Raw genomic sequence first — 26,041 nt, forward strand, 5'->3', positions numbered from 1 at the left:
CCTTACTCTTCGATCCAGCCCTGCTCGACGTAGTAGCGCTTGGCGCCATCATGCAGAGGTGCAGACAGGCCTTCCGTCACCATGTCCTGGGCATCCAGATTTTCGAAGGCAGGGTGTAGACGCTTGAAGCGGTCGAAGTCGTCGAATACCGCTTTAACGGTTTCGTAGACCACATCGTCGTCGGCATCCGCTGAGGTCACGAACGTCGCCGCCACACCGAACGTCTCGACATCGTCGGGGTTGTTTTTATACAGACCGCCGGGAATCACAGACGTGGAGTAGTAGGGATATTCGTCAACAATGCCCTGAATATCGTCGTCGTTCATCGGGATCAGGTGTGAATCCACCGTGGTGGTGGCTTCCTGAATGGAACCGTTCGGGTGGCCGACCACATACACCATGGCATCGATGTTGTTGTCAGACAGTGCAGCAGCCTGCTCGGCGGCATCCAGCTCGGAGACCAGGGAGAAGGTGTCTTCGTCCCAGCCTTTGGCATCCATCACCACTTCCATGGTGTTGCGCTGACCTGAGCCCGGGTTGCCGATATTAACGCGCTTGCCTTCGAGGTCATCCAGCGTTTCGATACCCGAGTCCGCGCGGGCCAGCAGCGTCAACGGCTCACCATGAATACGGAAGACGGCACGCAGATCCTCAAACGCATCCCCCTCGAAATTCCCGGTACCGTTATAGGCTTGGTACTGAACGTCGGACTGGGCAACCCCCATATCCAGCTCGCCGGATTTAATGCCGTTAATATTGGCAACCGAGCCACCGGTCGATGGCGCGTTACAACGGATGTTGTGCTCGTCGCTGCCGCGGTTGACCAGGCGACAGACGGACTGGCCGACGACGTAATAAACCCCGGTCTGGCCACCGGTACCGATGGTAATGAATTGTTCGTCTTCCTGTGCCATTGCGGGAGAAGCAAAGGCAGTAGCAGCAAGTAGCGTGCCTGAGAAGGCAGCGGTGGAAAATGCATGGCGTTTCATGAATACACCTCTTTATCTTGATGTTATGAGCATTGTGCGTTGGCCCCCACCTGCGCTCTATTTGTGCAGGTTGATGGATCCAAAACGTTTTCAAGACAATCTGTTATCAGCATCGACAGTTTCTGTCGGCTTTCACTACTTTAGCGAAAAAAAACCTCGTTGGCGAAATCAGATACATCAAACCAGCAAACTTCGTTTACCAACCTGTAAACCCAGTGTAGCGATCTTCACCGTTTAGGGAGCGTTAACCGTCATTCCGCTTTGGCATAGGCCAATCGATATCAATCAACGTTATAGCCCAGCACACGTGGTAGCCACAGCGCAATGCTCGGGAATATGGCCACCAATGCCAACGCGCAGCCCATGGCCACCACGAACAACAAGGCCCAGCCCAGTGTCTGCTCAAGGCGGATTTTGGCCACCTCCGTGGTGACCATCAAATTCACGGCCACCGGCGGTGTGAACTGCCCGATGGCAATGTTCATGGCGAGCAATATGCCGAACCACACGGGGTTCCATTCAAAGTGCTGCATGACCGGAATCAGGATCGGCATCATGATCAGATAAATCGAGATCGCATCCAGCAGCATTCCGGCCACCAGGACGGCCAGCATCACCAGAATCAGCAGCAGCACGCCGTTATCGGTCAAGCCAATAATCCACTCCGCCAAATGGCGAAATGTGCCTAGCATGGTGCCCGCCCAGGCAAAGATACCCGCCAGAGCGATAATCAGCATCACCACGCCTGAAATAATGGCCGCTTCGCCAAACAACTCCCACAAGTCCCGCCATGACAGCTCGCGAGTGAGAAAAAGCCCGACGATGGCGCCGTAGGCGACCGCCACCACCGCGGCTTCCGTCGGGGTAAAGAGCCCAGAGCGCAGCCCGCCCAGGATCAGCACCGGTGCGAATAAGGCGGGCAATGCCTGCCTGAAGGTGTCTCTTACCGTCAGCCGCTCAGCGCCCTCCAATGGTGTCCCGCCTTCCCAGCCGTAGCGTCTGGCTACCAGCAGTGCCGGTAGCAACAGCGCGAGGCCCGCGAGCACCCCCGGAAACAACCCGGCGGCAAACAAGGCTCGCAGATCGACACCCGGTACGACAATGGAATAGAGAATCAACGCAACGGAGGGCGGGATGAGAATCGCGGTGGAGGCCGAGGCCGCAATCAAGGTGGCGGAAAACGGCTTTGGGTAACCTGCCTTGGTCATGCTCGGCAGCATCACCATCGCCACCGCCGCCGCGTCTGCGGGACCAGAACCGCTCATGCCCCCCATAATCATGCACACCAGCACCGCGACCAGCGCCAACCCCCCGTGGCGCGGGCCAATCAACGCCTGGGCAAAGCGCACCAGGCGCAGCGCGACACCGGCACGCTCGAAAATCAGCCCGGTTAAGATAAACAGCGGAATCGCGATGAGCGGGTATTTGGCAATACTGTTGTAGGTGTTGGTGCCGAGGGTTGCCAGCATATCCGGCGACAGCCCGATAAGGATCCCCACCGCGCCCGAAAGCGCTAGCGAAAACGCCACCGGCACGCCCGCGATCAGCAACCCTGCGAACGCCAGAATCATCCACACATCAGGCGTCATCGCCAAACCTCCCGGTCAGACGATCGCGGGTTTGCTCCAGCAAACGCCACAGCATGGCGGCAGACAACACCGGCAGCCAGACGATATACCACCACTGGGGCAGGCCAAGCCCAGGCGACAGCGACTCCCACTGGTATTCCTGCCAGGCAAGCTTGCCGCCGTACCAGGTGATCAAGCCCAGTACAATGGCACCACATAGCGCCTGAAAAAAAATCAGGGCACGGCGATATTTGAGCGGCAGTGCGCGTTCCAGAAAGCTGATCCGGATATGGCGGTTACGCCGCAGCGCCACCGACGCCCCGGCGAAAGTCAGCACGACCAGCAGGAACACCGAAAACTCCTCGGTGAAGGAAAACGACCCGCCGGTTAAATAGCGCGTGATTACGTTGCCCAGGCTAATCAATGCAATAATGATCAATGCCAGCGCGCCCAGCCAGCGCTCAGGTCGCGCATCAGGAAAGCCTTTCATGGCAGCCTCACAGCAAAAAACTCCCAGCCTTGACGACTGGGAGACACAACGTCAAGGATGATTAACGTGCGTCGATAGCGGCTTGTGCGGCCTCGACCAGGTCTTCGCCAATGCGGGGCGCCCACTCTTCATAGACGGACTGCGTTGCGTCGACAAACGCCTGGTACTGCGCATCGGTAAGCTCCGTCACCGTCACGCCGCGTTCTTTAATGGCCTCAAGCCGCTCGCTTTCCTGTTCACGGGTCATGGCGATTTCCCACTCGCCGGCTTCAACCGCGGTTTCGCGCAGCAGCGTTTGCTGATCTTCACTCAATGATTGCCACACCTGCTGGTTGACGGCAAAAATCAGCGGGTCATTCATGTAGTTCCAGAGCGTCAGATGCTCCTGGCCGACCTGGTCAATGCGCGCCACATCAAATACAGAGAGCGGATTTTCCTGGCCGTCAACCGCACCGGTGGTCAGCGCTGGCTGAGCGTCGGTCCAGCTCATTTGTGTCGGGTCGGCATCCAGCGCGGAGAACGTATCCTGGAACAGCGGCGAGCCCACTACGCGGATTTTCAAGCCGTCCAAATCACTCGGCTCACTGATGGGGCCTTGTGAATTGGATACCTGGCGAAAGCCATTTTCCCCCCAGGCCAGCGGAATAACTCCCCGTGACTCGATCGCTTCAAACACCATTTCTCCGGCCTCACCACCGGTGACCGCATCCACCGCAGCTTCATCAGGAATGAAAAACGGCAACGAGAAAAGGTTGAGCTCGGGCACCTGCGGCGACCAGTTGATGGTCGAGCCGACGGCGGCGTCAATAAGCCCCGACCGCATGGCCGAGAATTCGCGGGTCTGATCGCCGGATACCAACTGAGAGTTGGGATACACCCGCATTGTCAGTTCGCCATCGCTGCGTTCCTCGACCAGTTCTGCCCACTTCTCCGCCGCCTGCCCCCAAGGGAAAGCGTCAGACAAAACGGTTGAAACCGAGAGTTCGCGCGCCTGGGCAGATAACGAGAAAGACAGCAACATTGCACCGGCCAAGCCGGTAGACAGGCAAGCCATTGAGCGTGTCAGCGTCATGATAGATCCTTTTTTATCGGTTTTTATGGTGGCGTGTTCAACGGCGCAACGCCGCTGACAGTGCCCCGTTTCATTGTAAGCACTTCACTCACAAAAGGAAGACACCGAAGGTCGGCATCGTTCACCTAGAAGGAGACGGAAATGCGGTGACTTACGGCACTATCATTTTGGCAGTCTCCCAAGCTGATACAATGGCGAGCATCTCCATCTGTCAACGGACATCAACGTGCCCCTACGCGACCTGCTGCTCGGCCTCTTTGTCATCACTGTCTGGGCGTTGAATATCATCGTCATCAAGGTCGGTGTCACAGAACTCCCGCCGCTGCTGCTGACCACGCTGCGCTTTACGCTGGTCGCTGTACTGCTGGTGCCCTTCTATCCTGTGTCGCGAGCCCAACTGCCATTTTTGCTATTACTTTCCTTCACCTTCGGCAGTCTGCATTTTGGCCTGCTGTTTATTGGCTTACAGCAGGCCGAGGCGGGTACGGGTGCGCTTTTAGTGCAGATGGGCACGCCCTTTGCCACGCTGCTGGCGGTGATCTTTCTGAAAGAAAAACTCGGCCCCAAACGCGTTATTGGGCTGCTGCTCTCGTTTGCGGGCATCATTGTGCTGGCAGGTGGCCCCACCTTACCGACGCCTCTCCCCCTGGCGATTCTTTTGTGCAGTGCCATGGGCTGGGCGGTATCGCAGCTGTTAATCAAACGCGGCCCACCCATTGCGCCGCTGGCGTTGGCGGGCTGGGTCGCGCTGTTTGCGGTACCTCAGGTAGGGCTGGGGTCTTGGCTGTTTGAGAGCGGCCAATGGCAGGCAATCCAGCAGGCGAGCTGGTTGGGCTGGGGGGCGATGATTTACACCGCCGTGATGTCATCGATTGTTGCTTACGGCATCTGGTACGCCCTGTTACGCCGCCACCCGGTCAATCGCGTGGTCCCCATGACGCTGCTAGTACCGGTTTTGGCGGTCGGCCTCGGGGCGCTATTGATGGGCGACAGTCTGGGTGTGCATAAACTGGCGGGCGGCGGCCTGGTGGTCGCAGGCATTGCCCTGATTGTGCTTAATATCGGCCCTCGCTCCCGGCCAACTTAATTTTCCGGCTGGCAAAAGCCGGTCAGGGCGGGTACCGATACACAGTCACCCACGCCAATTCCCCGTTCAGCAAAGTAGCCCGCATTGACCTCAAGCGCCGCATGATAGGCAGCCCCTGGCGCATACGAGGGGCAGTCACCTGGCGACGACGACTCGCAGGGCTGCATGGTATCAATGGCGACGATGCGCCCTGCGGCGTCGATGAAGGCGATGTCCAGCGGAATCAGCGTTTGATACATCCAGAACCCATTATTGGCCGACCGTTCGTTGTCGAAAACAAACAGCATGCCGCGCTTTGCGGGGAGGTGCTCGCGTTGCATCAACCCCCGCTGACGTTCAGCCAATGTATCGGCCAGTTCGACATCCAGGCGATGCGGGCCTTGCTGGGTATGGATCGCCAACGACAGCGTTTCGGCGTCGTCCGGCGTCGCTTGCGCCCAAAGTGACGCCCCGGGTAGCCATAGCGACAGCGGTAGTATGATGGATGCTTTCAGCAGCGACCGGCGGTTTATGGTCATGATGTTTTCCTTGTCTTATCGGGCGCTATTAACGCCGTGTCCGGGCATCAGGTGAATGCCCCCTGCCAATAGCGATACATGCACCGCCGCGCCGGGGGTCAATTGATTACGTCGTGCCGCATGGGTGGCAATATCGAAACGTAGCAGATCGCCGTGTTGAACGCGCAATGCCACCGAGGTCATGCCGCCTAGCACGACCAACTCATCGACCGTCGCGGCAATAGGGTTTTCCCGATCGCCAAGCGAAGGACGACCGCGACGATGGAGCACGATATCCGAGGGTGGCAGGTACCATGCTACATGCTCATTGATATTAAGCCCGTCAAGCCCCGAGGCAACGTCCAGTTGAGCGTTGCCCCAGCGCAAACGGCGCTCTCCACCGACCTCGACCACCTGGCCTTCAAAGACGTTATGCCGATCCAGCAGCCGGGCGACGTTAGGCGAGGCAGGGGTTCTGAACAGGGTGTCAGGCGAAGCTTGTTGTAAACTGCGACCGTTATGCAGCACACAGACTTGATCCGCCAGCGCGGCGGCTTCTTCCAGGTCGTGGGTGACCAACACGATGGGGATCGAGATTTGCTGGCGAAGCCTGGCCAGTTCGCGCTGCAGCCGTCGCCGGGTTACCTGGTCCACCGCCGAAAACGGCTCGTCGAGCAGCAGAACCTGAGGCTCGCGAGCCAGCGCACGAGCCAGTGCCACACGCTGACGCTGGCCACCGGAGAGCTCGTTGGGATAGCGGTTTTCAAGACCTTTCAGGCGCACCGTTTCAAGCCATCGTTCCGCCTGAGGGCGACGCCTGGCGGGCGGCAAATGCCGCAATGCCAGCGCAATATTGGCCAAAGCGGTCAAGTGAGGAAACAACGCATAGTCCTGAAACACCATGCCGACCCGGCGTTGCTGGGGCGAAAGCGAGCGCTTACCCCGCGTGTCAAACCAGGTTTGTCCGGCACACTCAATAAGTCCTTGATGAGGGCGATACAGCCCGGCAATGGCGCGCAGCAAGGTGGTTTTACCACTCCCCGACGGCCCCACCAGCGCCAATAGCTCGCCGGGAAGGCAACTGAACTCGGCATTTAGCGGAATCGGCCCGCTTTGCTGCGCGCTCACCATCAACCTAGCCACGCGCCCACCTCCGGCGACCCGCCAAGCCATAGACGACGCCCAGAGTGGTAAATGACACCACCAACAGCAACGCCGCCATCAGGGCCGCCCCCTGCTCGTCAAAGGCCTGTACCCGGTCATAAATGGCAATCGCCAGCGTGCGGGTTTCGCCGTCTATCGCCCCACCGACCATCAGAATGACGCCAAACTCGCCCAGGGTGTGAGCGAAGGTCAGCGCGGCGGCGGACAGGATACCCGGCCACACCAGCGGTAACTCGATGCGCAGCAGCGTTTGCCAAGGACTTAGCCCGCTACACCACGCCGCCTCGCGCAGGTTATGGGGGATATTCTCAAAGGCGCGCTGAATCGGCTGCACGGCAAAGGGCAGGTTGGCGACCAGCGAGGCCAGCAGGATACCGCTGAAGGTGAAGTTGAGCCCCCCGCCAGTGAGCGACATCCACAGCTGGCCGACCGGCGCTTCGCGGCCAAAACTCTGCAGCAGATAAAACCCCAATACGGTTGGCGGCAGCACCAGCGGCAGTGCCACCAGCGCCTCGCAAAGGCCTTTGCCGCGAAAGTGGGCACTCGCTAACCAGCGGCCCAGAAAAATTCCTAACGGCAGCAAAAAAGCACACGTCAGCGCCGCCAGCCGGAATGACACAGAAAGCGCCGACCAATCCATCAGTCTGTACTAAACCCGTAGTGTTGAAAGATCGCCCGCCCCTCTGCCTGCTGGAGCCAGGCATAGAATGCCTGCGCTGCCTCGCCCGCTTGGCGGGTGAGCACCATGCGCTGGCGCAGTGGCTCATGCCAGCCTTCAGGAATAAGCATGTACTCACTTCGCTCCGCTAACGGCGGCGCCAGCGCCAGTGAATAGGCCACCAGTCCGCCTTGGGCGTCGTCGGAAAGCGCGAACTGCGCCGCCTGGGAAACGTTTTCGCCCAGCACCCGCAGCGGTTCGGTTTGAGACCAAAGCCCCGCATGGGTAAGCGCTTGCTTCGCGGCAACGCCATAGGGTGCGTGCTCGGGATTGGCAAGCGCGATGCGCGGCCGTTCACCGTTCGCATAGCGCGCCAGCGCCTTTTCAACCCCGGCCAATGGCATGTCTTCGCCAGGCGCCTCGCCTTGCCCCGCCCGCTGCAGCCACACCAAACGCCCGACGGCATAAATCACGCCCTCATCAAGGGTATAGCCCTCGTCGTGCAACGCTTCTACGTAGCGCTCATCGGCGGAGAGAAAAAGCTCGAAGGGCGCGCCCTGGGCAATCTGGCGGCGAAAATTGCCCGACGAGCCAAAGTTCAGCCGCAGCGTGTGGCCGGTTTCATGCTCGAAGCGTTCGGCGGCCTCCGTCAGCGCAAACTGCAAATCTGAAGCCGCCGCAACCGTTGCAGTCCCCGCGGATGCGGGCATCGCGACCGCCAGCAGCCACGCTATCCACAGGCCACACACACACAAGCTACGCACGCTTAGCCCGCCTGTGGGGGAAGGTGTTGTTCGGTAATCTCCATCACTTTCATGGTGTTGGTGCCACCGTGAGCATTCATGTGATCACCGCGGGTCAGAATCACGTAATCGCCAGGCTTGGCGACCCCCTGTTTGACCAACAACTCAAGGGCGCGGTCATTAAGCTCAGTGGCGCTCATTTCAGAGGTATCAAACGGCAGTGATACCACACCGCGATAGAGCGCCATGCGCCGCTGGGCGATGGGGTTATGCGCCAGACCGACAATCGGCAGCCCCGAGCGGATTCGCGAGGCAATCAGCGGTGTATAGCCCGACGAGGTCATACACGCAATCGCCGTGACACCTTCCATGTGGTTGGCCGCGTACATCGCAGATAGTGCAATGGTCTCGTCCGGGCGGGTGAAACCTTCGTGGATGCGGTGGCCCGACTCCTGGGCGGTTTTTTCGCGCTCGGCCCCCAGGCATACCCGTGCCATGGCGTCGACGGTCTCGACGGGATAATCCCCTGCAGCGGTTTCCGCCGAAAGCATCACCGCGTCGCTGCCGTCCAGCACGGCGTTGGCTACGTCGAACACTTCGGCACGCGTTGGCAACGGTGACGCAATCATGCTTTCCATCATTTGCGTGGCCGTTATGACCGCGCGGTTGAGCGTACGCGCCCGCTTGATCATGCGCTTTTGCACGCCCACCAGTTGGGCATCGCCAATCTCGACGCCAAGGTCGCCACGCGCAACCATCACCGCCTCGGAGGCTTCGATAATGCCATCCAGCGTGGCGTCATCGGCCACCGCCTCGGCGCGCTCCACCTTGGCTACCAGGCCGATATCTTTCCCTGCCTCACCCAGCAGGCGACGTGCCTCGAGCATGTCGTCGGCCGAGCGCGGGAAGGAGATGGCCAGGTAATCCACACCGATCTCGACCGCCGTCTTCAGGTCTTCCTTGTCTTTCTCGGTGAGGGCCGGGGCCGAGAGCCCACCGCCCTGCTTGTTAATGCCCTTGTTGTTGGACAGCTTGCCGCCCACCACGACCTGGGTGTGAATCCGCGTGCCCTCGACGCCGGTGACATCCAACACCACGCGGCCATCGTCGAGCAACAAGCGGTCGCCCGCCACCACGTCATCAGCAAGCGTCTTGTAGTCGCAACCGACCCGAGCGCTGTCGCCCGCCTCGCCGTCCATCGCCATGTCGAGAATAAACGGCTGACCTTCCTGGAGGGTGACCGCGCCCTCTTTGAAGCGCGCGACGCGGATCTTTGGCCCCTGGAGGTCACCCAGTGCGGCCACACTTCTGCCCAGCTTGGCGGCAGCTTTACGCACTTCTTGAAGTCGGCGCCGATGATCCTCGGCGCTGCCGTGGGAAAAGTTCAGCCGCACCACATCGACGCCCGCGGCGAGCATGGCATCCAGCACGCCCTCGCGGTCGCTGGCGGGCCCCAAGGTGGCGACGATTTTGGTGCGGCGGATGGAGGAATGGTGCAGTGCGTTCATAAAGCTCCCAGGCGCTTGACGTTGATGATCACTAGCCTAACAGTATAACGCTCGAAACATGACCGCTATGCAACACCTCAAGTTAATCGGCGAGGTGAATCCGCAACGACAACGGATATTCATCACAGTTGTTGCCATCGCCGCCCCGGTCCACCACCAAAAACTCGCCTTCGCGGTCCAGCACCGATTGAATGGCGTGCCAGGTGCCCGCGTGGTAGTTCACCCCTTGTCGGCCATCGGTCACAAAGGCGCGCACATCGCCAGGCTTAATAACCTCTCCGAGCGGGGCGACCACGACAATAAACCGCTCTTCATGCAGCGGCATAAACGCCTGGCTGCCCTGCGGGTGCCGCTCCAGGAAGGTGAGTTCCAACGGCAGAGTGACCGGCTGGCTGACGAAGATATTAATCAGGGTACGGGCGTTGTCGCCCAGGGTTTCCACCTTGGCCAAGTCATGGTGGCGCTGGGTGCGCCCGGCATTAATGGGAAACGACGCGGAAGTACGCGCATCGATCACATCGCCAAAAGGGGCAAAGGCCTCCGGCGTCAACGGCTCGGCTTTGAGTTCCAGCATTGCTGCTCCTTAGCGAGATGACAGTTTAAGAGAGGCATGCCGATTGACATCTTTATACAACAAGTACCTAAACGGCCCTGGGCCAGCGGCGTAGCAGGCCTGGGGACAGAAGGCACGTAGCCACATGAAATCCCCGGCTTCGACTTCCACCCAGTTTTGATTGAGGTGATAGACCGCCTTGCCCTCCAGCACGTAAAGGCCATGTTCCATGACATGGGTTTCATCGAAGGGAATTACGCCGCCCGGCTGGAAGGTGACGATGTTGACGTGCATATCATGACGCACATCATCGGGTTCAACAAAGCGCGTGGTGGCCCAGCGGCCCTCGGTGCCCGGCATTTCGATGGGGGCTATATCCTGCTCGTTGGTGACAAACGCCTTGGGCACCTCCAGCCCTTCCACATACTCGTAGGCCTTGCGCAGCCAGTGAAAGCGCACCGGCTCACGGCTTTCGTTGCGCACCTGCCAATGGCTACCCGGCGGGATAAACGCATAGCCACCGGGTCGCATGGTATAGCGCTCGCCTGCCAGCGTCAGGGTTAACTCCCCGTCGACCACAAACAGCACACCCTCCGCCTGAGGGTCCAACTCCGGCTTGTCGCTGCCCCCCTCCGGCTGCACTTCCATGATGTATTGGGAGAAGGTCTCGGCAAACCCCGAAAGCGGCCGCGCCAGCACCCACAGCCGGGTACCTTCCCAGAATGGTAGATTACTGGTGACGATATCGCGCATCACGCCCTTGGGGATCAGCGCGTAGGCTTCAGTAAACACAGCACGGTCTGCAGTTATCTGGGTTTGCGGCGGGTGCCCGCCGGTGGGCGCGTAGTAGGTAGGAGAAGGCATTTTATCCTCATCAGCTAGCGAAATGTCATGGGCTGCGCCAGCCAGCGCAGCATTGTTATGTATGCGTCCTTGTATACGATATTACGCTAGAGGACCGCCGAGATGAACTGCTTCAATTCAGCCGTTTGAGGCGAGGCAAACAGCTCGCCAGGTGCTCCCTCTTCGTGGATGCGTCCCTCATGCATAAACACGACGCGGTCAGCCACGTCCCGGGCAAAACTCATTTCGTGGGTGACCAGCATCAGCGTCATGCCTTCGGCCGCCAGCGTTTCCAGCACGCGCAGCACCTCGCCGACCAGTTCCGGGTCAAGCGCCGAGGTCACCTCGTCGCAGAGCATCACTTTAGGACGCATGGCCAGCGCCCGAGCAATGGCCACCCGCTGCTGCTGACCCCCGGAAAGCTGCGCCGGGTAAGCATCGTATTTATCCGAGAGCCCCACTTTCTCAAGCACTTCATGAGCGATTTTTTCAACGTCAGTCTTTCCCTCGCCGCGCACCACGATGGGCGCCAGGCAGACGTTTTCACCTACGGTTTTGTGGGGAAACAGGTTGAAGCTCTGGAACACCATGCCGACATTTTCGCTCAGTTCCTTGGGCGACATGGAAGCCGCATCAAGCTTTTTATCGGCAATGGTGATCTCGCCGCTGTCGTGTTTTTCGAGCTGATTCAGGCAGCGCAGCAGGGTGCTTTTACCCGAGCCGCTGCGGCCAATAATGGCGACGACTTCGCCTTGCGCAACCGAAAGGTTAATGCCTTTCAACACTTCCAGGTCGCCAAAGGCTTTATGAACGTTATCAACGCAAACCAGCGTCATAGAGCTTTTTCTCCAGATAGCGCGCATAGCAGGAAAGCGGGTAGCACAGCGCGAAGTAAAGAAGGGCCACGAGAGCAAAGATGGTGAAGGGTTCAAAGGTGGCGTTGTTGAGCATGGTGCCGGCCTTGGTCAGCTCGACAAAACCAATGATGGACGCCAGTGCCGTGCCTTTGATGACCTGCACCGAGAACCCCACCGTTGGCGGAATGGACAGGCGCAGCGCCTGGGGCAGAATCACATGCCGCATGGTCTGGAAATAGTTCATCCCCAGCACCTGCGATGCATGCCACTGCCCTTTGGCCACTGCCTCCAGGCACCCCCGCCAGATGTCAGTCAGGAAGGCGCTGGTGAATAGCGTGAGCGCAATGGAGGCCGCCAGCCAGGCTGAAATCTGATGCCCCATGGCGGCGGCGCCAAAGAAGATCAGAAACAGCTGCATCAGCAGCGGCGTGCCCTGGAAAAGGTCGACATAAAGTGAGGTTAAACGTTGCAGCCAGCGGTTGCTGGAAAGGCGCATGAAGGTCAACAGCAACCCCACCGTGGCGCCACCGACAAAGGCAATCAGCGATAGCAAGATGGTCCAGCGAGTCGCCAGCAGCAGGTTGCGCAGAATGTCCCAGAAGGTGAACTCGATCATCGTTGTTCTCCTTGCTGATAGGCGAATACGCGCTTGCCCACCAGCATGAAGCTGCGCCGCATGCCAAAGGCGAGCAGCAGATAGATCAGCGTGATCAGCAGGTAGACTTCGAAGCTGCGAAAATTGCGCGACTGGATAAAGTTCGCCGCGTAGGTCAGATCAAACACCGAAATCTGCGACACCACCGCCGATCCGAGCATGACAATAATCGACTGACTGATGAGCGCGGGGTAAACGCGCGCAAAAGCGGGCACCAGCACCACATGACGATAGCTTTGCAGCGTGGTCATGCCCAACGCCCGCCCGGCCTCCAGTTGCCCTTTGGCCGTGGCACTGATACCGGCACGAAGTATCTCGGCGCTGTAGGCGGCCAGATTGAGCGTCATGGCGATAAACGCCGCGGTAATGGCATCGATTTTGATGCCGAGCCCCGGTAGCCCGAAGAAGATAAAAAACAGTTGCACGATAAAGGGTGTGTTACGGGTCAATTCGACGTAACCGCCGAGCCCCCAACGCACCCAGGGCTGCGCGTTCGCACGCATGTAGGCCACGACCACCGCCAGTGCCAGCCCCGTCAAGGTGGTCACCACGGTCAAGACGACCGTGGTGGTAAGACCTTTGAGCAGCTCACTGACGTAGGGCAACAGGGTAAGAAAATCGAGTGTTGGCCCCATGATGACCCTCAGCTACCGAAGTTTTCAGGCAGGTCGGCACTGAACCAGCGCTGGGACATCTCGTTTAAGGTGCCGTCTTCAAGCGCCTGGGCGATCAGACGGTTCACCTCTTCCATCAACGCCGGTTCGTTCTTGTTCATACCCACGTAGCAGGGTGAATCTTTCAACTGATACACCAGCGAGGGCGCACGGTCGCTATTACGCTCGGCGATCTCGGCCGCTACCACGTTACCGGTGGCGACATAGTCGACCTGCCCGGAAAGAAACGCAGAAATGGTGGTGGCATTATCTTCAAAACGCTGCACCGTAGTGGAGTCCGGGGCAATCTCGGAAAGCTCCATATCTTCCACGGCACCACGGGTTACACCAATGGTTTTATCGGCCAAGCCGTCCGGACTCTCCACGCTTTCATCTTCATCGGCGCTGAACACACCTAAAAAGAACGGCGCGTAGGCGTCTGAAAAGTCAATCGCCGCTTCGCGTTCCGGGTTCTTACCCAAGCTGGAAATGACCAGGTCCGCCTGACCGGTCTGCAAATAGGGAATGCGGTTGGCGCTGGTCACGGTAATCAATTCAAGTTCCACGCCCATCTCGTCGGCGAGGTAGTTGGCCATATCGATATCGTAGCCACGCGGCTCCAGGTCAGTACCCACCGAGCCGAATGGCGGAAAATCCTGCGGCACGGCAATGCGAACAGTCCCCCGGGACTCGATATCCTCAAGGGCATCCGCCTGAACGTCCGGGCTTGTGGCGACAGCCCCCAAGGCAACAGCAGCACTCAAGCCCGTTGCTAGAATGCCGGACTGCAGTCGCTTGAAGCGACCATTAAAGGCGTGGTTGAGACGCTGCGATAATAATTTCATAGGACTCTCCTGGCAGGGACGCGTTTTTTTAGTGATGCGTTGTCTGTAATAAGCCGAAGCGGCAATTCACGTAAGGCTAATGAAAGCTTTGTTTCATAAAGCAGACACAAGAAACTTTCGTTTCACCTGCTCACATAAAAGCAAGGGCGATGCCAGAAGTCGCTAACCACATTTATAACAGCACTTTATTGAAACCACGGGCGATGACGCTGCGGTCGCTGCGCCAGAAAGGAAGGAGGCCTGCATGGTGTTGGTGCAGTTTCAACCCAACAAAAGAACGATATGCACTACGACAGGAGGGAAGTCTACTGGGCGTTCCAATCAACACTCATGGTGGGTGATTCCAGTTCACTAAGGTCGGCGTAAATATCGCTGATCGCACTGATCCGCTCTCGACCTTCACCAAGGCGCCGGTGCAATACGCCGTTGGCCAGCAGGCAGATCAGGCTATTGGCCGTGGCGTAACTGTCAAACGCCGAGAGACTTTCCAGCGGCGCTTCCATCAGCCAGTTGACCTGGGAGGCGAAATTTACCGCGGTAGGGTCGGCGATCAGCGCCACCTTGGCAGGTGAGTGCTCAAGGGCATTTACCAGCGCGGCAAACGCTGCCGGGCGGCGGCGAAAGCCAAACAGCACCACCACATCCTGCTCGTTAAGATCGACAATCTCTTCAGCCAACGATTGGTTGGGCTGAGGTACCACACGCACCTGGGAACGCGCCTGAATCAACTGCTGACGAAAATGCAGCGCCAAGGGATAGCTGTTACGGAACCCGATCATGACCACATGCCGCGCGTTAGCCAGGCGTTCTACCAGCGCGGCAAACTGATCCGCCGCGATGCCATTCAGGCAACGCTGCAGGTTATCCTGCTCGCGCTGCAAATGGCGTTGAAATGGCGCGCCCGCTTCATCCTGCATGGCATTGGCATCGATCACCAACGGCACCCCCAGGTTGCGCAGTTGGCGGGCGTGGTCTTTAACGCTGCGGTAGCTTTCAAACCCCAACCGCTTGAAAAGGCGACTGACCGTCGACTTGGAGACCCCGGTCAAGCGCGCCAAATCGGCGGCGCTGTATACCGCCAGATCATCGAAGTGATCGAGAATAAAGCTTGCCACGCGCTGCTCCTGGGCACTTAGCGCGTCAAACTGGGCGGTAATTCGCTGTCCGATATGCGGCGTCATGGCATCCTGTTTGAACTATCTGGTTAGCGCGCGGGCGCCGGGTGGTGTTCCGCCCAATGGCGGGCGATATCGACCCGCCGGGCCACCCAAACGCGGTCGTGGGTTTCAATGTGATCCAAAAAGCGCTGCAGGGCACGAAAACGTCCTGGGCGGCCCAATAAACGGCAGTGCATACCAATGGATAGCATCTTGGGCGCCTCTTCCCCTTCCGCGTAGAGCACATCGAAGGCATCCCGCAGGTAGGTGAAAAAGTGATCCGCGGTATTAAACCCCTGAGGGGCAGCAAAGCGCATGTCATTGCTGTCCAGTGTGTAAGGCACGATCAGATGATCATGATCACTGCCCTGACTATCGGTTACCTGGGTCCAGAAAGGCAAGTCGTCGCCGTAATAATCGCTATCGTAAAGGAAACCGCCTTCATCCAGCACCAGGCGCCGGGTGTTGGGGCTATCGCGGCCGGTGTACCAGCCCAGCGGCTTCTCTCCATACAGACGCTGAAAAATCTCCATGGCCTGTTGTAGATGCTCACGCTCAACGTGCTCGGGCACTTCCTGGTAGTGAATCCAGCGGTAGCCATGGCAGGCGACCTCATGGCCCAGTTCCTTGAATGCCTGGGCGACATCCGGGTTGCGCGACAGCGCCATGGCCACGCCAAACACCGTCAGCGGCAGATCGCGCTTCTCGAACTCGCGCAGTATACGCCACACCCCGGCGCGGGAGCCGTATTCATAAATCGACTCCATGCTCAGATGGCGATCAGGGTAGGACGGTGCGCCGATGATTTCTGACAGAAACTGCTCGGAACCTGAGTCACCATGCAGCACGCAGTTCTCGCCGCCCTCCTCGTAGTTGAGTACGAACTGCACCGCTATTTTGGCGTTGCCGGGCCAGTTGGCGTGGGGCGGGTTGCGCCCGTAACCGATTAAGTCACGAGGGTAATGGGGCTGTGTCATAGACGGCTCCTTGGATGAATCCTGACATGCGTCGACGTAAGGTGATCATTAGCAACGCTTTATTAGCTTGTATACAAAATAGCCCGATCAAACCTTAACCGCAACGCACAGTACAGCTATTGGCTTGAGACAGAAGCATTTTGTAAGTAGAAACGCCGCCAAAAGCCCAAAAGTTGATCAATCGGTCAACTAACAACTTGATATTCGACGCAATTCCGCACTTGCGATTGGCAAAAAACCGCCCTATTTTGTATACAAGAATCGATAAATTGTTTACCTGAATTTAAAATATCACGACCAAGAGGATAATCGGGTGGCCCATATTCGCCTTATCAATCCCAATACCACGGCCTCGATGACTGCCTCGATCTATCGTGCCGCCAACGACTACGCTGCCACGGGCACACAGGTCAGCGCCTGCCAGCCGGAGGCCGGTCCGGTGTCGATTGAAAGTCATTTCGATGAGGCGATCAGCGCCGTCGGCGTCGCTCAGGAAGTCATCAAGGGCGAGCAGGAAGGTAACATCGATGCCTACGTCGTGGCCTGCTTTGGCGACCCTGGGCTGCTCGCTGCCCGCGAGCTGACCCGCGCACCAGTGGTAGGAATTGCCGAAGCCGCCTTTCATATGGCGACGCTGATCAGCACGCGGTTTTCGATTGTCACCACGCTTGGCCGCACCGGCATCATTGCCGAGCACCTGCTGGAACAGTACGGCTTTCGGCAGCACTGCCGACGCATTCGCGCCGCCGAAATCCCGGTTCTTGACCTTGAACACCACCCCGAAGCCGCCTATCGACGCATCGTGCAGGAATGCTGCCGAGCCCGCGATGAAGATGGCATTGGCGCCATTGTGCTGGGCTGCGGCGGCATGGCCAACCTCACCCAGGAAATCAGCCGTGAGGTGGGCCTGCCCGTTGTCGAAGGGGTCAGCGCAGGGCTCAAACTTGCCGAATCCCTTATCGGCCTGGGGCTCTTTACCAGCAAACACGGCGACCTGGCTTACCCGCGGCCCAAACCGTTTACCGGTCAGTTTGCCGATTTTTCAAACCTGACGCTGCCGCCCGGAGGCTAACCCACAAGCACCATCACGATGCCAGCCAATAACAATGATCGCATCGAAAACACACGCCAGCCGCAAGCATCCCCAGCACCGCTGAGGGTCAATAACAGCCATCTTGCGAGGTTCACACCATGAGTGCATCACCATCGGGTCTGACGTCGGACGACCCAGCGACCGTCGCACCCAGCGACGGCCGGAAAAGCATAGGCGACGAATCGCTCGCGCCCCAAAGTACGCGAATAATGGGGCGCGCCTCTTACTTTCTGGCCTGGTTTGGCGGCTGTGTGTCCATCGGCACCTTCGCCATGGGCTCAAGTGTGGTCGGCACGCTCAACCTGATTCAGGCGACGCTGGCGATTGCCATTGGCTGCTTTGTGATCGGCATTGCCTTGGCGCTCAACGGCGCCGCTGGCTATAAATACGGCATTCCCTTCATGGTCCAGGCGCGCAGCGCCTTTGGCTTTGCGGGCACCCGACTGCCAGGGTTGGTTCGGGCGGTACCGGCGATCGTGTGGTACGGGTTTCAGAGCTGGATCGGCGCCGCGGCGCTGAACATGGTATCAGCGACACTGTTTGGCTTTGATAATCTGGTGTTCTACTTCATTACCTTCCAACTGCTGCAAATCGCTCTGTCGGTGACCGGCTTTCAGGGCATCAAGTGGCTGGAAAACCTGGGCAGCGGGTTTATTCTCCTGTCACTGGTCTACATGTTTGTGGCTACCATTCAGCGCTACGGCGATGAGCTCTCGGCAAACCTGCTGACCATGGAAGGCTCCTGGGGCATGCCGTTCTGGGGCGCTACCATGCTGTTTCTGGGTATCTACAGCACCATGATGCTCAACGTCAGCGACTACTCCCGCGAGCATAAAACCGGCTCGGGGCCGGGCTTGCTGACCACGCTTTACGCCATGTCGATTCTGCCCTGCACGTTGTTCATGGGGCTGATCGGTTTCATGGTCTCGGAAGCCACCGGCACCGCCGATCCCATCCAGGTCTTCGCCAACGCCGTGGATAACACCCCGCTGCTGATGACCACGCTACTGTTCATCGCCTTCGCCCAGGTAACGACCAACGTGCTGAACAATGTCGTTCCGCCCACCTACGTGCTGATGGATATCTTCAAGCTCAAGTTCCCCGTGGCCACCGTGATCGTCGGCCTGCTGGCATTCGCCACCTTTCCCTGGAAGCTGGTGCAGCCGGGGTCTGCGGAAGGGTTGCAACTCTTCGTGCAAACCTACTCTGCCTTCCTTGGCCCGATCTTCGCGATTCTGGTGGTGGATTATTACGTGATTCGTCGTCGTACGCTAGATATTGACAAGCTTTACGATGCCAGCGGCCCATACCGGGGCGTTAATGCGGCGGCCTTGATCGCCACCGCCGTGGGCATTGTGGCGGCGCTTTTGTTCTCAGCCGTTTCCTGGTACGCCAGCCTGATTCCCGCCGGGCTGACCTACTTCCTGCTGATGAAACACTGGCCAGCCTGCCAGCGCTTTAACCAATAAATCCTTCGCCACTACAAGAGCTAATGCCATGAACAAGCGTAACGACGTCGGCGATCTGGATATCAAGCATATCGATCCCACGCTATATAACGAGGACCTCGCGCCACTGAAACCCCAGGACCGCAACTGGGGAGCGTTCGAGATATTCAACGTCTGGTCCAACGACATCCAGAGCCTGTTTGGCTATACCCTGGCGGCCTCGCTGTTTTTGACTTACGGCCTCAATGGCTGGGCGGTCATGGCCGCCATCATCCTGGCGGGCGTGATCGTGATGTTCCTGGTCAACCTCACCGGCAAGCCCAGCGTCAAGTACGGCATTCCCTTCCCGGTGATGGTGCGTGCCAGCATGGGCGTGCGTGGGGCCAACCTGCCCGCCATGTTGCGGGCGATCGTGGGGATTTTCTGGTACGGGGTACAAACCTATTTTGCCTCGACCGCCATGACGCTTCTGCTGGCTGCGCTATTCGGCGGCGGCGACGGCGCCACCTTCCTCGGATTATCCGGTGTGGCCTGGGTATCGTTCGTCATCGTCTGGCTGTTCCAGATCGCGATCTTCTGGGCGGGTATCGAGCGCATCAAGCACTTTCTCAACTGGGCGGGGCCGCTGGTGTATCTGGTAATGATAGCGCTCATGGTCATTGTCTGGGTCAAGGCTGGCAGCGAATTATTGCCTGCGATCGACACGATTTTCAGCGGTGGCGAAGCCGATACCACCACGCATCCAGTTAGTGCCTTCATGGCCATTGTGGGCACCATGGTGGCCTACTTCGCGGCGGTGGTGATCAATTTCGGCGACTTTACCCGCTTTGTGAAAACCGAACGCCAGATGAAGCTGGGCAACCTGCTGGGCTTGCCGCTTAACGTGGCGTTCTTCTCGTTTATCGCGCTGATCATCACTGCGGGCACGCTGGTCTTGTTCGGCGACGCATTGACCAACCCGTCCGATATCGTCGAGCGCGTGGATAATCTGGCGTTGACGATCGTGGCCGCCCTGACCTTCTTCGCCGCCACCGTGGGGATCAACCTGGTGGCTAACTTTATTCCACCCGCCTACGACCTGGCCAATCTGTTTCCCAGCAAGGTGAGCTTTAAACTGGGCGGCCTGATCACGGCGATCATCGCGTTTTTTGTCGGCGCGTTGTGGGTCTCGGTCATCAGCCAGATTGGCGTACCCGGCTTTGTGAATGCGGTGGGAGCCATCGTCGCGCCCTTCTACGGCATCATCGTGGTCGACTACTACCTGATCAAGCGCCAGCACCTGAATATGCAGGAGCTGTTTTCCTCCGACCCAGGCGGTGCCTACTACTACACCAACGGTTGGAATACCCGGGCGCTGATCGCCTTTGGCGTAGCAGCACTGTTCTCGATTTCCACCGTGCTGGTACCCGCTCTTGCAGGCCTGAATGGCTACGGCTGGCTGATGGGCGCGGGCCTTGGCGGGCTTTTCTACTACGGTTTGATGCGGCAGTTTAAGGCAAACCCCACCCTTGCTGAGCAGAAGGCAGGTTGAGGCTTTTGATCTGTCACTGAAGGCTTAGCGGCTCGAACAAGCGCCATCGGCAAACGCCCGATGGCGCTTTTTGTTGTTTCACTAAGACTAAATAACACCTTGGGGCGCAACGTGATTTCGCTGTCCGAACTCAAGCTCAAGGGTGTGTAAGGCGTCAAACACCTGTAATCGCCATGTCCAGAGCGCCAATAATCTGATCTCTGAAATGTGAGAGCGAACCAACAGGGCTTTTGAGATGCTTCACTGGTATAGCGGAGATTTGTGGGGTCAGGAGCAGAAACTCCTGGTCGGCAAACCTGATTTCCGGCGTGAGTCCTCGCATGGCGTCCCCACCCAAGGCGGACCGTTTTCCCAAAGGGATGACAATGCGAGTAGCCAGCTCGCTTAGAAGGCTGCTCTGAATATCGACAAGGTAAGGGTACTGCTCTTTGCTGGTTTTGCTTGGGTTCGGGTACACATCGAACTGCGCCATCAAAACGCTCTGAAGTCGTCGCCGAAGCATCCATGTTGCTCGACAAAATCGTTGTAAGATTTTATTGCCGTGCGATTTTCTTCGACCCACTGGGCTGCTTCGCGTTTGGACAGCTCTTCTTTCAGGGCTCTCTCCAAGGTTGCTGACAGGTTGATGTTCAGGTCCCTGGTTTTGCGGAGAAGATCGCTGTTGATGGAGAGGTTTGCCGATTTTTTGGGCGCTGCTGCATTGTAGAGTTCGGCCATCAGAGCCTCCAAATAGCTGGTTGATGCACAACCATCAGTCTATGCGCACAGCGATGCGCATTCAAGCGCTTAACCCAGGCGTAATACCCCTCGTCCAGCCCCTGATATTTATGTGTCATCTCCGTATCATTTAATTCTGCGATGGGGCTTTTCACCCTCCAAATATTTGATGCAAATCGGGAGCGCTTTCTTCCTCCTCGACCATCGAAAGTGAGGCTTCAATGGCTTTCAGGTGACGACTCATAAACGCGCTTGCGCGCTCGCCGTTGCCGGCTTCCAAATAGCCGACCAGGTCGTCGTGGTCGTGGGATTCACAACCTAAGTGGCCGGGATGGCCATAGACGGCCAGGATCAGCGATGACCGGGAACACAGGCTTTCCACGAAGGCCGCAAGGGTCGCATTACCCGAAAGCTGCGCTATGCGAACGTGAAAATCCGCCGAAAGGCGTATCGCCAAACTTTGCTCGCCGTTGCGCAACGCCTGGCGCTCGCGCTTGGCCATGTCGCGCAGTTCCGCTGCTTCTTTTTCGCCCATGCGCCTTGCCACGTCGGGCATTAACCCGCACTCGATCAACTGGCGCGCATCGAAAACGTCCTTGGCTTCGTCGGCGGTGGGCCGGGTGACGCTGGCCCCGCGGCGCGGCGTCAGGGTGACCAGCTGCTCCAGCGCCAGGCGCTGCAAGATCTTGCGAATCCCGGTGCGGCTGATGCCAAACACATCGGCCAGGGCATCTTCGCGTAGCCGCGCGCCAGGCTTGAGCCGCTGCTCCACAATCGCGTCGCTCACCGCACGATAAATCGCCTCGTGACGTTCATCGCCTTCTGCTTTTGATGCCGATCGCTTGACCGCCTGCGCATTACTCATCGACTCTCCTCATTGATCATTCATCCCAGGCGGCTATGGTATCGCGTTCTTCATCGCTCATCTTGGTCATGTTGCCTAGCGGCATGTAGCGGCTTTCAACCACCTGCTGGATAGCCGCCTTGTGGGTCAGAATGTCGTCCCAGTCATCGAATGCATAATCGGCCGGTGGCGCCGAGAAACCGGCATGCTCGGGGTTGCTGGCGTGGCACTGTACGCAGTGCTCTTCGATCAGCCCCGCTATCTGATTGTTGTCGGCATCGCTGGCCTGGGTGTCACGACCTGGCTGCTCAGCGGTTCGCAAATCCGGTGCGGCCACCCCAAACGCCAGGATGATCAGCACCACGCCAGCCGCCGGATAGCCCCACTGCCGCTTGCCAGCATGCAGCAGTACAAAAAACTGGCGGATAACGGCGCCTGCCAAGATAAGCAGCGACATCGCCACCCAGGCCAGCTCGTGGGAATAAAGAAACGAATAGTGGTTGCTGACCATCAGCAGTACCACGGGCAAGGTGAAATAGGTGTTGTGCACCGAGCGCTGCTTGCCACGCTTGCCATCCACAGGGTTGGGCGCATCGCCTGCTTTCATGGCCTTCACCATGCGCCGCTGGCCGGGGATGATCCAGAAGAACACGTTCGCCGACATGGCGGTGGCCATCACCGCCCCGGTGAGCAGGAAGGCGGCCCGCCCGCCAAACAGTTGGGTGCTTAAATAGGCAACCACCACCATCATCACCGCCACGGCGATGCTCAACAGGCCGTCGCGCTGCATGGTGGGGCTGATGCGTTTGCACAGCTCGTTATAAACCACCCAGCCGCCGAGCAGGAACAGCAGCGCCAGCAGATTGGCCTGCCAGCCTGACATGGTGGCCGCCCACTGCCAGGGGCTATCCGGGTTTATCAGGTAGAAGCCAGGGTTGGCCATGTAGAGGATGACGAACAGGGCAAACCCGGATAGCCAGGTGGTGTAGGCTTTCCAGAACGACCAGTGCAGGTCGTTGGGAAGTTTGTCGGGGGCCGTGGTGTACTTCTGGTTATGGTAGAAGCCGCCGCCATGGACGGCCCACATCTCGCCAAAAATCCCCTTCTCGCGGTCCGCTGCTGCCTTTGGCGTGCGCAGGCTGTTATCCAGCATCACGAAATAGATGGATTCACCGATCCAGGCGATGGCCGCAATCACGTGCAACCAGCGCAGCAGGACATTCACCGCGTCTATCAAATATGCTTGCATCAAAGGCCTCCGCCATCAGCTGCCACGGTAGGTGGAGTAGCCATAGGGCGAGAGCAATAGCGGTACGTGGTAGTGCTGCTCGGCATCCGCCACGCCGAAGCGGATGGGAATGACATCCAGAAAGCGCGGTTCAGCGGCGTCGACGCCCTTGGCGCGGAGGTAGTCGCCAGCGTGGAAGCACAGCTCGTACTCGCCGGGTGTAAAGGCATCGCCTTCAAGAAGCGGTGCATCACAACGGCCGTCCTGATTGGTGATCACGGTGCGCAGATGATGCCGCTCGCTGCCGATTAGCCGCAGTATGTCGATGGCAATACCCTGACCAGGGCAGCCGAGTGCGGTATCCAGCACGTGCGTGGTCAGATATCCCATGGTGGCTCCTTATTGCTTTTGTATCGTGGTTTAAGCGTCGCGTGTCGATGGTTTTAGAGTACCGCCAGCTTGTTTTATTGTATACATTGAGCCATCACACTCTCAGCCTAGCCCGGAGCGCCCCATGTCGTCACCTGCCGCCGAATTATGCCTTCAGCCCCGCCCGAGCGGGCTATCCCGTGACGCCTTCATCAAACACTACGGCGATATCTACGAGCATTCCCCCTGGGTCGCACAGGCCGCCTGGGAAACCGGCCTGACCTCGGCACACGACCACCCGGATGCCCTGGCCGACGCGATGGGCCTTCAGCTCCAGCAGGCAGGTAGCGACCAGCAGATCCGCGTTATACAGGCACACCCCGACCTCGCGGGCAAAGCCGCCATGGCAGGTAAATTGACCCAGGATTCCACTAGTGAACAGGCAGGAGCGGGGCTTGATCAATGCACGCCTGCAGAGTTTGCCCGCTTCGAGCAGCTTAACGCCGACTACAAGGAAAGATTCGGTTTTCCTTTTGTGATCGCCGTGAAAGGGCTGGACCGACACGCCATTTTGGAGGCATTCGCAAAGCGCCTCGAGAACGACGTGGCAACGGAGCGCAAAACCGCCATCGAGCAAATTATCCGCATCGCTCGGCTGCGCCTGCGTGCGCGGGCCATGGAACAACAGCAATAGGCATGGCGGCCTATCACCGGTTGTATACAGCACCCAGCAAAAAAACTGCGCTCTAAAAAGAGCGCAGTCATTAAACCAAGCGGTTAAACGATAGTGACCAGGCTTACTGCTTGGCCGTCTCTACCGCTTTCTTGGTAGTATCTTCGGCCATTTTCTGGCTGTCTTTCATGAAGCTTTGGCTGATGGAAGTGACTTTTTCACTATCACCCTTCATGCGCTCCATCAGATCGCTGGTGGCTTTCTGCTGGCTTTCTATTGCCTTCTTGAAGCTGTCGGCATCTTTCACGTCCAGCCAGGTGCGAGCCTGGGCAATACTCAGATCCGAGTAGGCACGAACAGCGTCAAGCTGTGCACTAACGATCTGATCATAATAGTCCAGCGCTGTCAGCGTGTAAGAACGCATCGGCGATACAAAGATGGACTCGACTTGCTGGCTGGCTTTTTCGGCGGCTTTATTCATCGCGCTATCTCCTTTAAGTGAGAAACGACATAGGCGCGCCTTGAAAAGGAAACATCAGTAAGGTCAGCGCCTCTGCTACACCACACGTTAGCAGTCGATTTTGTGCAGTGCAACATAAATTTTCGACTAGGCGATGTCCCGTACCGTGGTGGCCTCTCCCGCAATGCCATCGTGTACTGCGAGCATACGCTTAAACCATTGATCCACCTCGTCTTCGTCCTCAACCAGCGGCGCTTGGGACACGGTATACGCCCACATCATGCTGCCAAATAACAGGTAATCAGCGCCCGCTGGCGAATCGCCATCGATAAAGTCGGCGTCTTTCAATTGAGCGTAAACCGGGGCTAGCGCCTGCTTGAGCAGCGCACGCCCCTGCTCTGGCTGGTGAAGCGCTTCCAACGTGCAGCCAAAACGCGCCTCGCGGGTTTCACGGAAATAGTCGCGGTCATCGGGATGGATCGCCGCCAGCAAGTCGAGCGCGACTATCCTGAACAATGCTGGCGTCACGCTACGTTCAACATAATGCTTGAAGAACCGCGCCCGCTGATAGCTGGCCCCTTCGCCAAAAAGCGGCGCCTGGGGGTAGGCATCGTCAAGGTAACGCATGATATCAAAGCTATCGGTCACTACCTGTTCACCATCCACCAGCACCGGCACCTTGTCGTGATTGGCAAAGGCGATAGCTTCCTTTTCGAGAAACCGCCAGGGCTGAGTGGTAAATTCAAGGCCTTTGTGGGCCAGCGCCATGCGCACTCGCCAACAGAAGGGGGAAAAACGTAGCCGCTCGTCGCGACCGCACAGATCATAAAGTTTTATTGCCACCTTCATCGTCTCCTTGTTGCTGTTGGTCATAATGGTAGGACACCTTAACCCACTAACCATGGCCGCAAGTCTTCCACGGCGCAAGCGTCCACGATCAGCGGTATGGCACTTGCCCTTGATAGGCTAACCGTACTGTCTATTAGTCTAATGAGAAGCGCTGTATAGCTGATCAACATGGCTCAATAAAAGTGAATAAAAACAAATAATTAAACAATATTCCTCAGGTTATCAGCGAATCTTTGGACTGACCATTATTGGTCTTACCAATTTTCCACCAGTAGTCATTATATCGGTGGCGCCGTATCTTTCGTCCTGACGTCTGATGCCTTAAATACGGCGAGTCATCATTGTGGAGTAAACGGTCAACAACAAGGAGTAGAGTTCTTCCCATGAATGAATCATTTCTTGCACTTCTGGCATTCACACCGCTGTTATTGGCGGGAATATTGCTCATTGGCTTTAAAATACCCGCCAAGATCGCCATGCCTATCGTCTTCCTCGCGGCGGCCATTATCGGTC

The 26,041-nt window shown here is 58.1% G+C and carries 29 protein-coding genes and 1 pseudogene; 6 read left to right on the forward strand and 24 right to left on the reverse strand.

Annotated elements, in window-relative coordinates; all coding sequences use genetic code 11:
• Positions 1-2: 2 nt before the first annotated feature.
• The 4 genes from ADS46_RS18170 to ADS46_RS18185 all read right to left on the reverse strand — a co-directional run bounded on the left by ADS46_RS18170 (position 3) and on the right by ADS46_RS18185 (position 4,119).
• Complete coding sequence (locus ADS46_RS18170; RefSeq protein ID WP_066322583.1) at positions 3-989, reverse strand: TAXI family TRAP transporter solute-binding subunit; 987 nt, start codon at positions 987-989, stop codon at positions 3-5.
• A 281-nt stretch (positions 990-1,270) separates the two neighbouring features.
• A complete protein-coding gene (locus ADS46_RS18175) occupies positions 1,271-2,578 on the reverse strand; it encodes a TRAP transporter large permease (RefSeq protein WP_066322585.1) in 1,308 nt (435 codons plus the stop codon).
• The gene (locus ADS46_RS18180) at positions 2,568-3,047 is read right to left on the reverse strand and encodes a TRAP transporter small permease (RefSeq protein WP_066322587.1); all 480 of its coding nucleotides are present in this window, start codon (positions 3,045-3,047) and stop codon (positions 2,568-2,570) included. The genes ADS46_RS18175 and ADS46_RS18180 overlap by 11 nt, the downstream gene beginning before the upstream one ends.
• A gap of 61 nt (positions 3,048-3,108) precedes the next feature.
• Entirely contained in the window at positions 3,109-4,119 is a 1,011-nt protein-coding gene (locus ADS46_RS18185; protein ID WP_066322589.1) for a DctP family TRAP transporter solute-binding subunit, read from the reverse strand.
• Positions 4,120-4,345: 226 nt separating this feature from the next.
• Between ADS46_RS18185 and ADS46_RS18190 the strand changes: the two genes are divergently transcribed.
• Positions 4,346-5,206, forward strand: a complete 861-nt coding sequence (locus ADS46_RS18190) for a DMT family transporter (protein ID WP_066322591.1) — start codon at positions 4,346-4,348, stop codon at positions 5,204-5,206.
• On the opposite strand, the gene ADS46_RS18195 is transcribed toward ADS46_RS18190, so the two are convergent.
• The 13 genes from ADS46_RS18195 to puuE all read right to left on the reverse strand — a co-directional run bounded on the left by ADS46_RS18195 (position 5,203) and on the right by puuE (position 16,316).
• Positions 5,203-5,724 carry a DUF192 domain-containing protein gene (locus tag ADS46_RS18195; protein WP_066322593.1) on the reverse strand — a complete coding sequence of 174 codons (522 nt, stop codon included), beginning with the start codon at positions 5,722-5,724 and terminating at the stop codon, positions 5,203-5,205. The two genes, ADS46_RS18190 and ADS46_RS18195, sit on opposite strands and share 4 nt — an antisense overlap.
• A gap of 15 nt (positions 5,725-5,739) precedes the next feature.
• Positions 5,740-6,846 (reverse strand): ABC transporter ATP-binding protein, encoded by a 1,107-nt coding sequence (locus ADS46_RS18200; RefSeq protein WP_234346878.1) that lies wholly within the window; start codon positions 6,844-6,846, stop codon positions 5,740-5,742.
• Positions 6,839-7,486 (reverse strand): molybdate ABC transporter permease subunit, encoded by a 648-nt coding sequence (gene modB, locus ADS46_RS18205; protein WP_234346879.1) that lies wholly within the window; start codon positions 7,484-7,486, stop codon positions 6,839-6,841. The genes ADS46_RS18200 and modB overlap by 8 nt, the downstream gene beginning before the upstream one ends.
• Before the next feature lie 20 nt (positions 7,487-7,506).
• Positions 7,507-8,289, reverse strand: coding sequence for a molybdate ABC transporter substrate-binding protein (gene modA, locus ADS46_RS18210; protein WP_234346880.1), 783 nt, complete (start codon positions 8,287-8,289; stop codon positions 7,507-7,509).
• Positions 8,290-8,291: 2 nt separating this feature from the next.
• A complete protein-coding gene (pyk, locus tag ADS46_RS18215; RefSeq protein ID WP_066322601.1) occupies positions 8,292-9,776 on the reverse strand; it encodes a pyruvate kinase in 1,485 nt (494 codons plus the stop codon).
• 82 nt (positions 9,777-9,858) lie between these two features.
• Positions 9,859-10,350 carry an ureidoglycolate lyase gene (locus ADS46_RS18220; RefSeq protein ID WP_066322603.1) on the reverse strand — a complete coding sequence of 164 codons (492 nt, stop codon included), beginning with the start codon at positions 10,348-10,350 and terminating at the stop codon, positions 9,859-9,861.
• Positions 10,351-10,359: 9 nt separating this feature from the next.
• The gene (locus ADS46_RS18225; RefSeq protein ID WP_066322605.1) at positions 10,360-11,193 is read right to left on the reverse strand and encodes a bifunctional allantoicase/(S)-ureidoglycine aminohydrolase; all 834 of its coding nucleotides are present in this window, start codon (positions 11,191-11,193) and stop codon (positions 10,360-10,362) included.
• 86 nt (positions 11,194-11,279) lie between these two features.
• A complete protein-coding gene (locus tag ADS46_RS18230) occupies positions 11,280-12,008 on the reverse strand; it encodes an amino acid ABC transporter ATP-binding protein (RefSeq protein WP_066322607.1) in 729 nt (242 codons plus the stop codon).
• A complete protein-coding gene (locus ADS46_RS18235) occupies positions 11,989-12,645 on the reverse strand; it encodes an amino acid ABC transporter permease (RefSeq protein WP_066322609.1) in 657 nt (218 codons plus the stop codon). Before ADS46_RS18235 ends, ADS46_RS18230 begins: the two co-directional genes overlap by 20 nt.
• A complete protein-coding gene (locus ADS46_RS18240) occupies positions 12,642-13,319 on the reverse strand; it encodes an amino acid ABC transporter permease (RefSeq protein ID WP_066322612.1) in 678 nt (225 codons plus the stop codon). Before ADS46_RS18240 ends, ADS46_RS18235 begins: the two co-directional genes overlap by 4 nt.
• Positions 13,320-13,327: 8 nt before the next feature.
• Positions 13,328-14,182, reverse strand: coding sequence for a transporter substrate-binding domain-containing protein (locus ADS46_RS18245; RefSeq protein WP_156524541.1), 855 nt, complete (start codon positions 14,180-14,182; stop codon positions 13,328-13,330).
• A 305-nt stretch (positions 14,183-14,487) separates the two neighbouring features.
• Positions 14,488-15,363: a MurR/RpiR family transcriptional regulator gene (locus tag ADS46_RS18250; protein ID WP_066322614.1), complete on the reverse strand. Its 876-nt coding sequence runs from the start codon at positions 15,361-15,363 to the stop codon at positions 14,488-14,490.
• 23 nt (positions 15,364-15,386) lie between these two features.
• Positions 15,387-16,316, reverse strand: coding sequence for an allantoinase PuuE (gene puuE, locus ADS46_RS18255; RefSeq protein ID WP_066322615.1), 930 nt, complete (start codon positions 16,314-16,316; stop codon positions 15,387-15,389).
• Between the two features lie 313 nt (positions 16,317-16,629).
• On the opposite strand from puuE, the gene ADS46_RS18260 reads away from it, so the two are divergent.
• The 3 genes from ADS46_RS18260 (at position 16,630) to ADS46_RS18270 (ending at position 20,388) form a co-directional block, all read left to right on the forward strand.
• The gene (locus ADS46_RS18260; protein ID WP_267886965.1) at positions 16,630-17,388 is read left to right on the forward strand and encodes an aspartate/glutamate racemase family protein; all 759 of its coding nucleotides are present in this window, start codon (positions 16,630-16,632) and stop codon (positions 17,386-17,388) included.
• A gap of 119 nt (positions 17,389-17,507) precedes the next feature.
• Positions 17,508-18,878 carry an NCS1 family transporter gene (locus ADS46_RS18265; protein ID WP_066322616.1) on the forward strand — a complete coding sequence of 457 codons (1,371 nt, stop codon included), beginning with the start codon at positions 17,508-17,510 and terminating at the stop codon, positions 18,876-18,878.
• Positions 18,879-18,906: 28 nt separating this feature from the next.
• Entirely contained in the window at positions 18,907-20,388 is a 1,482-nt protein-coding gene (locus ADS46_RS18270; RefSeq protein ID WP_066322617.1) for an NCS1 family nucleobase:cation symporter-1, read from the forward strand.
• A 154-nt stretch (positions 20,389-20,542) separates the two neighbouring features.
• Here the strand turns inward: ADS46_RS18270 and ADS46_RS18275 are convergent, their stop codons facing one another.
• The 5 genes from ADS46_RS18275 to uraH form a co-directional block, all read right to left on the reverse strand.
• The gene (locus ADS46_RS18275; RefSeq protein WP_066322621.1) at positions 20,543-20,860 is read right to left on the reverse strand and encodes a CcdB family protein; all 318 of its coding nucleotides are present in this window, start codon (positions 20,858-20,860) and stop codon (positions 20,543-20,545) included.
• Positions 20,860-21,105, reverse strand: coding sequence for a type II toxin-antitoxin system CcdA family antitoxin (locus ADS46_RS18280; RefSeq protein WP_066322622.1), 246 nt, complete (start codon positions 21,103-21,105; stop codon positions 20,860-20,862). Before ADS46_RS18280 ends, ADS46_RS18275 begins: the two co-directional genes overlap by 1 nt.
• Before the next feature lie 151 nt (positions 21,106-21,256).
• Positions 21,257-21,970, reverse strand: a complete 714-nt coding sequence (locus ADS46_RS18285) for a GntR family transcriptional regulator (protein WP_066322623.1) — start codon at positions 21,968-21,970, stop codon at positions 21,257-21,259.
• 16 nt (positions 21,971-21,986) lie between these two features.
• A complete protein-coding gene (locus tag ADS46_RS18290) occupies positions 21,987-23,198 on the reverse strand; it encodes a urate hydroxylase PuuD (protein WP_066322624.1) in 1,212 nt (403 codons plus the stop codon).
• Between the two features lie 15 nt (positions 23,199-23,213).
• A complete protein-coding gene (gene uraH / locus ADS46_RS18295; RefSeq protein WP_066322625.1) occupies positions 23,214-23,567 on the reverse strand; it encodes a hydroxyisourate hydrolase in 354 nt (117 codons plus the stop codon).
• A gap of 124 nt (positions 23,568-23,691) precedes the next feature.
• Here uraH and uraD point away from each other — a divergent pair, with 124 nt between their 5' ends.
• Positions 23,692-24,240 carry a 2-oxo-4-hydroxy-4-carboxy-5-ureidoimidazoline decarboxylase gene (gene uraD, locus ADS46_RS18300; RefSeq protein ID WP_066322629.1) on the forward strand — a complete coding sequence of 183 codons (549 nt, stop codon included), beginning with the start codon at positions 23,692-23,694 and terminating at the stop codon, positions 24,238-24,240.
• Positions 24,241-24,343: 103 nt separating this feature from the next.
• Here uraD and ADS46_RS18305 read toward each other — a convergent pair whose 3' ends face one another.
• A complete protein-coding gene (locus ADS46_RS18305) occupies positions 24,344-24,700 on the reverse strand; it encodes a phasin family protein (RefSeq protein WP_066322631.1) in 357 nt (118 codons plus the stop codon).
• 126 nt (positions 24,701-24,826) lie between these two features.
• Positions 24,827-25,522: a glutathione S-transferase family protein gene (locus ADS46_RS18310; RefSeq protein ID WP_066322647.1), complete on the reverse strand. Its 696-nt coding sequence runs from the start codon at positions 25,520-25,522 to the stop codon at positions 24,827-24,829.
• Positions 25,523-25,911: 389 nt separating this feature from the next.
• Between ADS46_RS18310 and ADS46_RS18920 the strand changes: the two are divergent.
• Positions 25,912-26,041: pseudogene (locus ADS46_RS18920) on the forward strand (L-lactate permease); the annotation flags it as partial.

This window comes from Halomonas sp. G11 (assembly GCF_001663515.1).
GTDB lineage: Bacteria > Pseudomonadota > Gammaproteobacteria > Pseudomonadales > Halomonadaceae > Vreelandella.

Bases quoted from the DNA above. Each gene is read 5' to 3' on its own strand.
- ADS46_RS18170 (WP_066322583.1), bottom strand. From the start codon at position 989: ATGAAACGCCATGCATTTTCCACCGCTGCCTTCTCAGGCACGCTACTT.
- ADS46_RS18175 (WP_066322585.1), bottom strand. From the start codon at position 2,578: ATGACGCCTGATGTGTGGATGATTCTGGCGTTCGCAGGGTTGCTGATC.
- ADS46_RS18180 (WP_066322587.1), bottom strand. From the start codon at position 3,047: ATGAAAGGCTTTCCTGATGCGCGACCTGAGCGCTGGCTGGGCGCGCTG.
- ADS46_RS18185 (WP_066322589.1), bottom strand. From the start codon at position 4,119: ATGACGCTGACACGCTCAATGGCTTGCCTGTCTACCGGCTTGGCCGGT.
- ADS46_RS18195 (WP_066322593.1), bottom strand. From the start codon at position 5,724: ATGACCATAAACCGCCGGTCGCTGCTGAAAGCATCCATCATACTACCG.
- pyk (WP_066322601.1), bottom strand. From the start codon at position 9,776: ATGAACGCACTGCACCATTCCTCCATCCGCCGCACCAAAATCGTCGCC.
- ADS46_RS18220 (WP_066322603.1), bottom strand. From the start codon at position 10,350: ATGCTGGAACTCAAAGCCGAGCCGTTGACGCCGGAGGCCTTTGCCCCT.
- ADS46_RS18225 (WP_066322605.1), bottom strand. From the start codon at position 11,193: ATGCCTTCTCCTACCTACTACGCGCCCACCGGCGGGCACCCGCCGCAA.
- ADS46_RS18230 (WP_066322607.1), bottom strand. From the start codon at position 12,008: ATGACGCTGGTTTGCGTTGATAACGTTCATAAAGCCTTTGGCGACCTG.
- ADS46_RS18235 (WP_066322609.1), bottom strand. From the start codon at position 12,645: ATGATCGAGTTCACCTTCTGGGACATTCTGCGCAACCTGCTGCTGGCG.
- ADS46_RS18240 (WP_066322612.1), bottom strand. From the start codon at position 13,319: ATGGGGCCAACACTCGATTTTCTTACCCTGTTGCCCTACGTCAGTGAG.
- ADS46_RS18245 (WP_156524541.1), bottom strand. From the start codon at position 14,182: ATGAAATTATTATCGCAGCGTCTCAACCACGCCTTTAATGGTCGCTTC.
- ADS46_RS18250 (WP_066322614.1), bottom strand. From the start codon at position 15,363: ATGACGCCGCATATCGGACAGCGAATTACCGCCCAGTTTGACGCGCTA.
- puuE (WP_066322615.1), bottom strand. From the start codon at position 16,316: ATGACACAGCCCCATTACCCTCGTGACTTAATCGGTTACGGGCGCAAC.
- ADS46_RS18265 (WP_066322616.1), top strand. From the start codon at position 17,508: ATGAGTGCATCACCATCGGGTCTGACGTCGGACGACCCAGCGACCGTC.
- ADS46_RS18270 (WP_066322617.1), top strand. From the start codon at position 18,907: ATGAACAAGCGTAACGACGTCGGCGATCTGGATATCAAGCATATCGAT.
- ADS46_RS18275 (WP_066322621.1), bottom strand. From the start codon at position 20,860: ATGGCGCAGTTCGATGTGTACCCGAACCCAAGCAAAACCAGCAAAGAG.
- ADS46_RS18280 (WP_066322622.1), bottom strand. From the start codon at position 21,105: ATGGCCGAACTCTACAATGCAGCAGCGCCCAAAAAATCGGCAAACCTC.
- ADS46_RS18285 (WP_066322623.1), bottom strand. From the start codon at position 21,970: ATGAGTAATGCGCAGGCGGTCAAGCGATCGGCATCAAAAGCAGAAGGC.
- ADS46_RS18290 (WP_066322624.1), bottom strand. From the start codon at position 23,198: ATGCAAGCATATTTGATAGACGCGGTGAATGTCCTGCTGCGCTGGTTG.
- uraH (WP_066322625.1), bottom strand. From the start codon at position 23,567: ATGGGATATCTGACCACGCACGTGCTGGATACCGCACTCGGCTGCCCT.
- uraD (WP_066322629.1), top strand. From the start codon at position 23,692: ATGTCGTCACCTGCCGCCGAATTATGCCTTCAGCCCCGCCCGAGCGGG.
- ADS46_RS18305 (WP_066322631.1), bottom strand. From the start codon at position 24,700: ATGAATAAAGCCGCCGAAAAAGCCAGCCAGCAAGTCGAGTCCATCTTT.